The following is an 11024-nucleotide window of genomic DNA, read 5'->3' as shown; positions in this document are numbered from 1 at the left end:
CGCCGTCGAGGCGGACGGAGGAGGAATAAACGCCGTCCGGCACGGCGGCGATCGCGCGCCGCATGGATTGCTCGGACATGGCGTGAAGCTCGCGCGACAGATCCTCGAAATCCTCAAGCCCGGTATCGGCGAGGAAATCGGATGCACGTTTCCGGCAGACCTGGTTGGCGGTCACCTGCGCCTCGATGTCGCCAAGAATCAGATCGGGGTGCCGGACATTGTTGAGGAAGAGACGCAGCATGGTCTCCTCGCGAACGCCGGCCCGGTAGAGATGAATGGGCGGGATACATACGCCCTCTTCATATATCTCGCGATTGTCGGGCCGGACGCTCCCGCCGATATCGGGCGCATGGGCCGCCGTGCCGGAAAAGGCGACCAGCCTGCCGTTGTGAAAGACCGGCGCGATGAGCGCGATGTCCGGCAGATGCCCCGTCGCGATCCAGGGATCGTTCGTGAAAACGCAGTCCCCTTCCCGCCAGGTTTCCAGCGGAAATCGCTCCAGAATGCTCCGGCAGGCCCGCCCCAGAAGCCCCGCGAAGGCGGGGATGCCGCCGCTGCACTCGGCCAGCGTCTCGCCACGCAGATTCATCAGGCATGTCGCGAAATCATTCGATTCACGTATAATTGGAGAGAAGGCAGTACGCAGCAGCGTGGTCGCCGCCTCGTCGGCGACGGCAATCAGCTTACTCCAGTAGATTTCGAGCGAAATCGCGTCGAATTTCTCACTCATATGCGTCCACCGATGCTGCTAGTGTCTCCGGAATTGGCGCCAAGCTAGCAGCGGCATCCCCCTACTTCCAATTCGCTATACGTATAGATTGATGCATCGATATTCCCCCTCCCGGCCCAACAGACTGTCCCGATTTCAGGTGCGCCGCGCAGGCGCGCGGGAAAGGAGAGCGACGTGAATATCGATTGGCTCGACGATTTCCTGGCGCTGGTCGAGGTCGGCGGCTTTGCGCGCGCCGCGGAGCAACGCGCGGTCACGCAGCCGACCTTCAGCCGGCGGATTCAGGCTCTGGAAGAGTGGGTCGGCGCCACGCTTGTCGACCGCAGCACACACACAATGAAGCTAACCGCCGCCGGCGAGAGTTTTAAGGTTGTGGCGGAACAGACGGTCCGCCGTCTCCAGCTCGGGCGGGAGGAAGCGCGGGCGATCGCCAAGATTTCGTCCGAAACGCTTCGCTTCGCCTCGACCCATGCGCTGTCGCTGACCTTCTTTCCGACCTGGCTGCGCCGTCTGGAGAAGGACGAACCGACAAGCGTGACGGTGGAGCTGACGGCCGACCACATGGTGGCGTGCGAAAGACTGATGATCGAAGGGCGTGCACAGTTTCTGCTCGGCCATCACCACGAAGCCGCAACGACAAGGTTCGGCAAGGACTTCCGGTCCGTACGGCTGGGCGAGGATACGCTGTTGCCCGTGATTTCACCGGAACTGGCAAAACAGGTCGACCCGGAAAAGGCGCCGCAACTATCCTTCTCCGCCGAATCGGGCATGGGAAGGATCCTGTCCGCGGCCTGCGCCGCCTCCGGGCGCACGCCAAGAGCCAAGCCTGTCTTTTCTTCTCATTTAGCCAGTGTCCTGACGGCCATGGCCCGCGACGGCCGCGGCGTCGCATGGACAGCGCTCAGTCTTGTAGGAGACGACATCGAGGCGGGAACCCTGTTGCGCGCCGGCCCGCCGGAGCAGGATATTCCTATTGAGATACGTCTGTGGCGCCCCGCGGCCCGACAATCACCGGCGGCGGAGGCGCTCTGGAGCAGGATTTTGAAGTCTCAATAGGCTCAACCTTAGCTTGACCGGAAACATACCCCGTAGGGCCTCGCGGAAAACCGACGCACTGAAGATAATTCACTCCGAGCAACGTCGGTGCATGTGGATGCAGTCAGCCGACGGTGCTCCATATGCACGGCTTAATTTCGCGGAAAAGAACGATCACTCATTTCGCACCTTCTGGAGGGGCGTTTCCATCCACGCCAGAAACATACAATCCCTCCCCACCCGGATGGTCAGTTTGATTACCGCCTTCCAACACCCAATTGCATCAGGTCTTCGCCAATCACAAGTTTACCCTCAAATCCTTTCTGCGCTGGCGCCAGATCCTCATTGCTGGCATTGCCTGGAACGATATGACTAAGGACAAGGGTGGAAACTTCAGCACGGGCGGCAACGGTGCCGACATCTTCTACCGCTGTATGTGCGCTCAGGAGGTGATTGAGAATAGCATCATCATTTTCGCTACGCGGTTGGGGAAACATGCTGCGCACCCAATCCGCAACAATCACCTCATGCACAAGTATGTCAGCCCCTTTCGCCAGACGAATAAGGTTTTCACTTACCGCCGTGTCCCCTGAAAATACGATGGACCCATCGTCGGTATCGAAACGGAAGGCGAAAGCAGGCCAAACGGGAAAGTGATTTACCAATGTCGCAGATACCCGGACCCGATCATCTTCGAAGACTTTGAAGGGAGCCATCTCCGGCTCCGGTGTCTTGTTTGGACTTTCGAAGCCGGGAATTTCGGGCAGCTCTATGTCGTGAACATCGATCATCGTCGAAGGATCGGGCCGATGATTGTCTCGAATCCGATCGTTTATGTCCGTTGCAAACGCCTGATACAGATATCCTGCCATGTCCTTAGTGCCAGGGGTCGGGTTCTCGGGGTTGACGACGGGAAGGTCATGAGGCGCGGCGCCCGCCGGCGAGAAAACAGGCTCCATTTCATTTCTTCTTCCTGGGCCGAAGACCTTCAATGGGACCTTCGCATGCGATCCGTCGAATATTCCAAAAAGCGTCAATGCCGGATAATCGACGATATGGTCCGAGTGCAGGTGCGTAAAAAATAGAGCTCTCACATCCCGAAGGACGCCAATTCCGTTTGTCGAAGGGCCTTGTGCCTCCTGCAACCTGCGTCCCGCGCCCGCCCCGCAATCCACGAGATAGAGCGCGTCCCCAACAGCGACAGCGGATGCAATCCCGTGCCGGTTGGTGCCCGGCCAGAACACAGGGCCTCCCGCCGTTCCAAGCAGAATGAGCCTTGTGTTAAATTGGCTTGCTTCCGCTTGGGAGGCATTGATCCTTTTCCTCTGCTCTTCCATTTCCTTTGCGCTGGCAGGAGAGCCTAGTACCAGCGTCGATGCGGCCCCCAAACCGGCCAGAAACTGACGCCTTTCGATTGCCCTTTCGATCGCCTGACCGACAACATGACACATTGGTTTCTCCCTTAAACAGGGGCATCGCCCCGATGAGCCTTCCTCAGCAGATCCCTGACGCTTTCCCGATCTACGGGGCGCGGATTGTAGTAGGGGTTTTCCGTTGCCATGCTTGCGGCGAGATCAATATCCGCGAGCGTCAGCCCCAGTTCAGACAGGCTTTTTATCCTTGCCACTTTACGCATGAGTTGGAAGAGCCCCATCGGAGCATCCGCAACGTTCAAAGCCCGCGCAATCCGACCCATCGCATCAGGCGCGTCTTCTCTGTTGTAAGCCGCGGAATAGGGGATCAACAGGCTATGAACATCTGCATGCGGAAGATCGAAAGCCCCCCCCAGCACATGGCACAATTTGTGATGAATAGCCATCCCGACGGAACCGAGACATGCCCCCGCAAGCCAGGCTCCATAGAGCGCCTCCGTCCACGCGTCGCGGTCGGACGGGTTTGCCATGATGCGAGGAAGAGCCACCCCTAAAGCGCCGATTGCAGCTTCGGCCCACATACTCACAACAGGATTTCTCTGCTCGGCATATAGCGCTTCTACAGCGTGAGCGACTGCATTCATACCAGAAGGTCCGGCCACCTCGGGTGGCAACGTCTCGACGAAATCCGGATCGTAAATGACGGTTTGCGGCAACAGCCGCCCATCACGTAGCGTTGTTTTGACGCCGTTCTCCGTCTGCCCGAGAATAGGCGTCATTTCCGAACCGGCGAATGTCGTTGGAACTGCGATCTGCGGCAACCCTGTTCGTAGCGCCAGTGCTTTTGCGAGTCCGATAGATGACCCCCCGCCAAATGCGACAAGCACATCGGCGCCTTTTTCTTCAATCAAGCGAAGCTCTTTGTTTGTCGCCTCCACCGGGGTGTGCATACGTGCACCGGAAGAAAGTCCGTATGCTCTGCCTCCAAGCGCTTCGACAAGCATTTCCGCCTGCGCTGCCTGCTCCGGGGTCGACAACACCCAGGCTCGCTTTGCATCAAGACGTGCGACTTCCCGTTCAATTTCAGCAACCCTGCCGCGCCCGAAAAGAACACGCTGCGGAAGTGCCACAACATCGAACGACTGCCAGGCAAAGGAGTTTCTGATCGTCATCGATTTCGGTCCGCTGTCCGCCGCTCGAGGTCCCTGAGTGCAGAAATCTCCCTCTCGGTGGGTGGCGGCGTTTCCGCGATGCTGTCGGCAAGCTTGAGATCCCATTCCGTGGCGTCCCGCGCTTCGTCGAGCGTGCGTCCGGAATGAAGGCTCGATAGCTGCAGTTCACGCGTGATCGGATCCGGCGTAAGTATGCCAATATCCGTAACCACCGCGGTCGGCCCGGCGCCAGGGAGCCCGGCGTTTATTCTCGCATCGCCCCCATCGAGATGACCGACAGACGTGACAAAATCCAGCTTCTCGACGAAAGCCGCTCGACTTTGCTTGAGAACGATCAGGACCTCTTTGGCGGAGGCCGCAATCTCCGGCGCGCCGCCAGCGCCAGGGAGCCTGACTTTCGGTGACTCATAATCCCCGATCACCGTCGTGTTGATATTGGCGTAGCGATCGATTTGCGCCGCGCCCAGAAACCCGACATCGATCCGTCCGCCTTGAAGCCAGTATCGGAATATCTCATGCGTCGGCACGACCGTATCGGCGGTCAGCGAAAGGTCCCCATCCCCAATAGACAAGGGAAGAGTATCGGGCTTTGCACCGATTGGACCGGACTCGTAAATCAAGGTCACGTCAGGTGCATGCGTCAGGCGAGCCAGATTCGCGGCCTTGGACGGCAATCCGATTCCGACAAAACAAACGGCTCTATCAGACAACAGGCGCGACGCGGCCACCGCCATCATTTCCGAAGAAGTGAAATCGTTGGCAAACATCACGCTGTCACCTCGTCGCGCGCTTCCGGCAGCTTTTGCAAAAATTCGTCACACCCCGTAGTGCCGAGAACGAACTCCTCCATCCAGCTAGTAAAAGCCTCGCGGTCCTTCGAAATCGGGTCCCATGCCTGATAGAATCTGTTGCTTCGCTCGTAATACCCTTCTGCATATGACGGCCATGCGCCATACCGTACCGGGCAAACGGCACTTAGAACCCAATGCGGCAGGATACAGGCGTTAGAGGGGGCGCTGAGCTCATCGACGATTTCTTCGACCGTCACGATTGTTCTTTTTGCTGCGAGAACCGCTTCTTTCTGGACACCGAGTATCCCCTTGAGCAGGACATTTCCCCTGCGATCCGCCTTCTGCGCATGGATAATCGTGATATCCGGCCTCACGGCGGGAACCGCTGCGAGCTTCTCACCCGTGAAAGGGCATGAGATGAACGCGATACGCGGGTTATGCGTCGCGAGGTCGGACGCTACATACCCGCGCATAACGGCAAAAGGCAAATTACTCGCGCCGGCGACATAGGCGTTTGCCAAATCGGCATGGCTACGCTCTTCGAGCTCAATCTTGTGTGGCCAGCCCCGTTCTACGGCATCGCGGAATCTGTGCAGGGACCCGACACCCGGATTCCCTCCCCAGGAAAATACGAGCTTTTTTGCACAGCCCATACCAATCATCTGATCGTAGATCAGATCGGGCGTCATCCGATAAAGAGTGAGATTCTTCCTGCCTTGCCGGATTATCTCATGCCCGGCGGCGAATGGAATAAGATGCGTGAAACCTTCCAGGGCGAGGTGGTCGCCATCATTCACAAAGCGCCGCACCGCTTCGTCCAGAGGCATGATCCTGCCATCTTCAATATTGCCTACCCTCATGTCGCGGGACGCTGATAGAAGTCCGGGATATTTGCATCGACATTGACCCAAACCGATTTCGGCTGGGTGTATTCGCGCATCACCTCAAAACCCATTTCCCGGCCATATCCGGATTGCCCCACGCCTCCGAAGGGAGACCCGGGGTGCACAATCTTGTAGGCATTGATCCAGACCATGCCGGCATGGAGCTCACCTGCAACACGATGAGCGCGTTGCAGATCGCTTGTCCAGATCCCTGAACCCAGACCGTAGGACACGTCATTTGCTATTGTGAGAGCTTCTTCAGCAGACGCAAATGTCATCACAGAGACAAACGGGCCGAAGACTTCCTCCTGACAAGCCCTGTCCGTTGGCCTTGCACGAACGACTGTCGGCTCCACAAAACACCCATTCGCCAAGGCAGGATGATCCGGCACTTTTCCGCCGGTCAAAATTTCTCCGCCCTCCTCTACCGCAATCTTGCAGTAGTCGATCACTCTCTCCTGGTGCGCCTTGGAGGTGAGCGGCCCCATTTCCGTCAACGGATCCAACGGATCGCCAAGACGAATGGATTCCGCGAGCGGTATGAATTTCTCCAGAAATTCGTCCGTTATCGCCTCATGGAGAATGAGGCGCGAACCAGCAATGCAGGCCTGCCCCTGATTGTGAAAGATTGCCGAGGCAGATCCCTTGACCGCCTTATCGATATCCGCGTCGTCAAAAACGATATTCGCTCCCTTGCCGCCAAGCTCAAGCTGAAGCTTCTTGAGATTTCCTGCCGACATCCGAACGATGTTGCGACCGGTCTCCGTCGAGCCCGTGAAAGACACCTTCCCGATATCCGGATGCTCTGCGAGCCGGACACCCGCAGTCGAACCAAAACCCGGAAGAATGTTCACAACCCCTGGTGGGAATCCCGCCTCGTTAATCAGCTCTGCAATCCTGAGGCTGCTCAGCGGCGTCAGTTCCGCCGGCTTCATTACGACACAGTTTCCCGCCGCAAGCGCAGGCGCCAGCTTCCAGCTCGTGAACATAAGCGGGAAATTCCAAGGCACGATCTGCCCGACAATGCCAATCGGTTCCCTCTGAACATAGTTCAGGAACCCTGGATAAACGGGCGGAAGAAAGCCCTCGAGCTTGTCCGCCATTCCACCGAAGTACCGGAAACAACGTGCCGTGCGCGGAACGTCCAGGTTCCTTGCGTCGCGCAGAGGGTGTCCGGTATCGCGGGATTCCAGCAACGCGAGTTCCTCGGCATTTTGCTCGATGGCCACGGCGAGCTTAAGCAACAATTCCCCGCGTTCAGCAGCGTCCACACGCTTCCACTCGGAAAACGCTCTCCGAGCCGCTTCAACCGCTCGGTCTATATCTTCCGCCTGAGCGCTAGAAACCTCGCATATCTGACTATTGTTGAAGGGGTTGAACACCGGCATGGTCGCCCCGTGAAGGGCATCCACGAACTCGCCTTCGATAAACAATCGTGTTTGCACTTTGGCGGTACCCTCTACCAACGGACAGGCACAACGGGTGCCGTTCCCGAACGCACCATCTCCGGAATTGCCGGCGAGCCGTTCTCCCATACAAGGAGCATCGCTCTCTTGTTGGAGTATCCCTGATGACGAATATCGGCCGGCATGCATGCAACATCTCCGGCACGCATTGTGACGACGGCACGCGGCGCACCTGTCTTGCCGTCCTTTACATCCCAAACAATTTCATCGGAGAGCTGCAAAAACCACTCGACCCGGTCGTTTCCATGCTCAACCGGCAAAATAAACTCCTCGGTCGTTGGGCAGAACAGACTATCCCGCACCACAGAGCAGACCGATGGATTCCATGTGACGTCCGATCGGGAGAGATAGGCAAACAGGTTGAAGGCTGCTACTTCCCCCTCGAATCCCGGCTCGGCGTGCACTTCGGGTTCATCCTGCCCGACATCGCGGAAAGCACGGTTGACCGGATATCCTGTTTCGTCGCTACGCTTTGGCGCGTCGCCGGCCAAGCCGACCATGCGCTGTGCGGTAACACGCTGGCGGCTAACCGCTTCATTATTTGAGCCCTTCTTGGTTCCCCAAGGCGTCCCCGTTTCCATGGGTGCGGCAAAGGGGTCATAGGATTCATTCGTCCAGTCATCGACCATCTGCCTGAACACATCAATCAGCTCTTCCGACCGAAAGCGTTCGATGAGTTCGCGACCCGCCGATGTGTAGGCATCATTCATTGCACCGACAAAAACTTCCACCTCGCCGTAGTAGTTTGTCGTGCCGAACACGCCATCGAAGTTCACCGTACCGTAGAAAAAACCCCACGCCACGTCGCGCATCATTGCACGAAGAAAAGCGTCGATCGGCATCTGATGGTTTCCGCCAGGCCACGAAATGCGAACAAAGTACTCATCGCGGCGAAATGAGAAGGAGCCGACACGAAATGATCTGTAACCGGTTTCATTATCGATTGCGCCAATTTCGAAATCCGATACCACCGGCAATCCGCGCGGATTGGCGACCTTCAGATCTCCGGTATCATTGTCTTTCATAGCCATGATTGTTCTCCTCCGGTCTCTTTGAATTACACGGCGTCAGACTCAGGCCAGACAAATCTCTGCCCATTTCTCAACCGTCTCTGCGCCCTGAATAGTTTGGAAGATCACGACAGCCGGGCTCGACGCCTCGAACCTGTAGGCGGCGCCAACAGGCAAGAGCGCCATGTGACCCCGCTTGAGCCTGACACGCCCCATCTTTCGTTGATTGTCGGGTAGCTCTTCGAGCCTTTGCGCACCGTCGAGAGACGAGTCGACCAGTCCCTCAGGCGCATCGAGCTTGACGAGATGGACGTCCACTTCGCCATCCATGCAGACCACGAATTCGTCATGCCTGCACGCATACCACCCCGACTGGCCCTCGGCCCGAGCGACCTCGATCACATATTCGAAATTCTTCGCCGCGCAGACACGTTCATAGGGCTCGGAGCGCGCCGCAGTCTCGTAAATGTTCGAGAACACGTAGTTCCTCGGATCATCATCGACAATGTCGATGCCTCCCTTCTGGAAGTTGTCGAGCGATCCAAATTCTGTGCGCTTTTCGGTCATCTGTTTTCTTCCCCGGCTATTTCCGTTGACGGCTGGCTTCCTTCAGGTCGAGGGCAACGTCGACGATCATGTCTTCCTGGCCACCCACCATTCGCCGTCGACCCAGCTCGACAAGGATGTCTCTGACATCAAGGTCATAGGTTTCCGCCGCCTTTTCCGCATGGCGCAAGAAACTCGAATAGACGCCTGCATAACCGAGACTCAATGTCTCACGGTCTACGCGGACGGGTCGGTCCTGCAGGGGACGCACCAATTGGTCGGCAGCGTCCATCAGACGAAAGAGGTCGGTGCCGTGATCCCAGCCATAGACATCTGCCGCGGCTATAAAGGCTTCCAAAGGAGCATTACCCGCGCCTGCGCCCATCCCTGCCAGAGATGCATCGACCCGGATCGCGCCGTTCTCGACCGCCGTGATGGAGTTCGCCACACCGAGACTCAGATTGTGATGAGCATGAATGCCGCGCTCGGTCTCGGGCTTCAGTACGTCGCCATAGGCACGAAATCTCTCCGCCACGCCTTTCATTGTCAGCGCGCCGCCGCTGTCGGTCACATAGACGCAATGCGCACCATATGTTTCCATCAGCTTGGCCTGCTCGGCCAGCCTCTTCGGTGGACTCATGTGACTCATCATCAGGAAGCCGGAGACGTCCATCCCGGCTTCCCGCGCCGCTTCGATGTGCTGTCTGGATATATCGGCTTCGGTACAATGCGTTGCTACGCGAACCGAACGAACCCCCATTTCAAAAGCATGGCGGAGATCGTGGACGGTTCCGATACCCGGCAAAAGCAGCGTCGTCACCGTCGCATGTTTTACCGACTCAACAACCGCGCCGATCCAGTCCCAATCCGTGTGCGCACCAAATCCATAGTTGAAACTCGATCCCGCCAACCCGTCACCATGAGACACTTCGATCGCGTCGACCTTGGCTTCATCCAGCGCTTTTGCTATCTCACAAACATGCGCCAGACCGTATTGGTGGCGGATCGCGTGCATGCCATCGCGCAGCGTGACGTCCTGAATGTAGAGTTTGCGCGCTGGCCTGAAATCTCTCATCACGCTTTCTCCGAGGAACTACGCGCAACGATTCGTTCTGCAGTTTTCAACGCAGCAGAGGTCATAATGTCCAGATTTCCTGCATAAGCCGGCAGGTAGTGTGCAGCGCCTTCCACTTCCAAAAAGACTGTCGTCTTCAACCCGGTGAAGTCGCCGTTCATTTCCGGTATGTGAAGGCGATTGTTATGGCCGATGCGCTCGAACTGCACTTTCTGCTTTAACCGGTACCCAGGCACATAAGCCTGAACGGCTAGCACCATTCTTTCTATCGAGGCTTCTACCGCCGTCTCGTCCGCGTCTTCGCTCAGGCAGTAGACCGTATCGCGCATGATGAGCGGCGGTTCCGCCGGATTGAGAACGATGATGGCCTTACCGCGTTGCGCGCCGCCGACCACCTCAATCGCTTTCGAAGTCGTTTCAGTAAACTCGTCGATATTTGCACGTGTGCCCGGCCCAGCCGACCGCGAGGCGATGGAGGCCACGATCTCTGCATAGAGGACCGGAGCCACGCTGTTGACCGCCGCCACCATTGGAATGGTCGCCTGACCACCGCAAGTCACCATATTGACATTCGGTGCATCGAGATTGTCGTCCAGGTTGACCGGCGGAATCGTATAGGGGCCGATCGCGGCAGGTGTAAGGTCGATTACCCGCTTTCCGTATGCGCGCAAGACTTCGTCATGGTGTTTATGCGCGCCCGCCGATGTCGCGTCGAAGACGATTTCGATTTCAGAGAAGCCAGGCATGCTCACTAGCCCCTCAACTCCCGCCGAAGTCACCGGTACACCCAATCGAGTGGCGCGTTTCAACCCGTCGGACTCCGGATCGATGCCAACAAGGGCACCCACTTCCAACACTTTGGAGAGACGCATGACCTTGATCATCAAGTCCGTTCCGATATTTCCGGAACCAATAATCGCAACTTTGACGGACATGGTTCTC

General features: G+C 57.6%; 11 protein-coding genes. 1 reads left to right on the top strand and 10 read right to left on the bottom strand.

Annotated features, from left to right (window positions below):
* A partial coding sequence (locus CMI59_RS10660) for a hydantoinase B/oxoprolinase family protein (protein WP_293328239.1) occupies positions 1–730 on the bottom strand: 730 nt, incomplete at its 3' end.
* Between the two features lie 174 nt (positions 731–904).
* On the opposite strand from CMI59_RS10660, the gene CMI59_RS10655 reads away from it, so the two are divergent.
* On the top strand, positions 905–1786 hold the full coding sequence (locus tag CMI59_RS10655) for a LysR substrate-binding domain-containing protein (protein ID WP_293328238.1): 882 nt from the start codon (positions 905–907) through the stop codon (positions 1784–1786).
* Between the two features lie 236 nt (positions 1787–2022).
* Here the strand turns inward: CMI59_RS10655 and CMI59_RS10650 are convergent, their stop codons facing one another.
* Genes CMI59_RS10650 through CMI59_RS10610 form a run of 9 tightly spaced genes read right to left on the bottom strand, consistent with a single transcriptional unit; the run spans position 2023 to position 11017 of the window.
* The gene (locus CMI59_RS10650; RefSeq protein ID WP_293328237.1) at positions 2023–3216 is read right to left on the bottom strand and encodes an MBL fold metallo-hydrolase; all 1194 of its coding nucleotides are present in this window, start codon (positions 3214–3216) and stop codon (positions 2023–2025) included.
* A gap of 11 nt (positions 3217–3227) precedes the next feature.
* Positions 3228–4310, bottom strand: a complete 1083-nt coding sequence (locus CMI59_RS10645; RefSeq protein WP_293328236.1) for a maleylacetate reductase — start codon at positions 4308–4310, stop codon at positions 3228–3230.
* Entirely contained in the window at positions 4307–5077 is a 771-nt protein-coding gene (locus CMI59_RS10640; RefSeq protein WP_293328235.1) for a CoA-transferase subunit beta, read from the bottom strand. Before CMI59_RS10640 ends, CMI59_RS10645 begins: the two co-directional genes overlap by 4 nt.
* Positions 5077–5928, bottom strand: a complete 852-nt coding sequence (locus CMI59_RS10635) for a CoA-transferase (RefSeq protein ID WP_293328234.1) — start codon at positions 5926–5928, stop codon at positions 5077–5079. The genes CMI59_RS10640 and CMI59_RS10635 overlap by 1 nt, the downstream gene beginning before the upstream one ends.
* Positions 5929–5957: 29 nt before the next feature.
* On the bottom strand, positions 5958–7418 hold the full coding sequence (locus tag CMI59_RS10630) for an aldehyde dehydrogenase family protein (RefSeq protein WP_293328233.1): 1461 nt from the start codon (positions 7416–7418) through the stop codon (positions 5958–5960).
* A 26-nt stretch (positions 7419–7444) separates the two neighbouring features.
* Entirely contained in the window at positions 7445–8482 is a 1038-nt protein-coding gene (locus tag CMI59_RS10625) for a hypothetical protein (protein WP_293328232.1), read from the bottom strand.
* A 42-nt stretch (positions 8483–8524) separates the two neighbouring features.
* Complete coding sequence (locus CMI59_RS10620; protein WP_293328231.1) at positions 8525–9028, bottom strand: hypothetical protein; 504 nt, start codon at positions 9026–9028, stop codon at positions 8525–8527.
* Positions 9029–9044: 16 nt separating this feature from the next.
* A complete protein-coding gene (gene dmpG, locus CMI59_RS10615; RefSeq protein ID WP_293328230.1) occupies positions 9045–10082 on the bottom strand; it encodes a 4-hydroxy-2-oxovalerate aldolase in 1038 nt (345 codons plus the stop codon).
* Entirely contained in the window at positions 10082–11017 is a 936-nt protein-coding gene (locus CMI59_RS10610) for an acetaldehyde dehydrogenase (acetylating) (RefSeq protein WP_293328229.1), read from the bottom strand. Before CMI59_RS10610 ends, dmpG begins: the two co-directional genes overlap by 1 nt.
* Positions 11018–11024: the final 7 nt, after the last annotated feature.

The sequence above is a fragment of the Parvibaculum sp. genome, assembly GCF_002684405.1.
Taxonomy (GTDB): Bacteria; Pseudomonadota; Alphaproteobacteria; order Parvibaculales; family Parvibaculaceae; genus Parvibaculum.
The sequence above is the reverse complement of the archived record's forward strand: the minus strand, read 5'-3'. Positions and strand labels throughout refer to the sequence as shown.

What these genes read in the sequence shown, in the direction of transcription:
- CMI59_RS10650 (WP_293328237.1), bottom strand. Translation starts at nt 3,216, where the DNA reads ATGTGTCATGTTGTCGGTCAGGCGATCGAAAGGGCAATCGAAAGGCGT.
- CMI59_RS10645 (WP_293328236.1), bottom strand. Translation starts at nt 4,310, where the DNA reads ATGACGATCAGAAACTCCTTTGCCTGGCAGTCGTTCGATGTTGTGGCA.
- CMI59_RS10640 (WP_293328235.1), bottom strand. Translation starts at nt 5,077, where the DNA reads ATGTTTGCCAACGATTTCACTTCTTCGGAAATGATGGCGGTGGCCGCG.
- CMI59_RS10635 (WP_293328234.1), bottom strand. Translation starts at nt 5,928, where the DNA reads ATGCCTCTGGACGAAGCGGTGCGGCGCTTTGTGAATGATGGCGACCAC.
- CMI59_RS10625 (WP_293328232.1), bottom strand. Translation starts at nt 8,482, where the DNA reads ATGGCTATGAAAGACAATGATACCGGAGATCTGAAGGTCGCCAATCCG.
- CMI59_RS10620 (WP_293328231.1), bottom strand. Translation starts at nt 9,028, where the DNA reads ATGACCGAAAAGCGCACAGAATTTGGATCGCTCGACAACTTCCAGAAG.
- dmpG (WP_293328230.1), bottom strand. Translation starts at nt 10,082, where the DNA reads ATGAGAGATTTCAGGCCAGCGCGCAAACTCTACATTCAGGACGTCACG.
- CMI59_RS10610 (WP_293328229.1), bottom strand. Translation starts at nt 11,017, where the DNA reads ATGTCCGTCAAAGTTGCGATTATTGGTTCCGGAAATATCGGAACGGAC.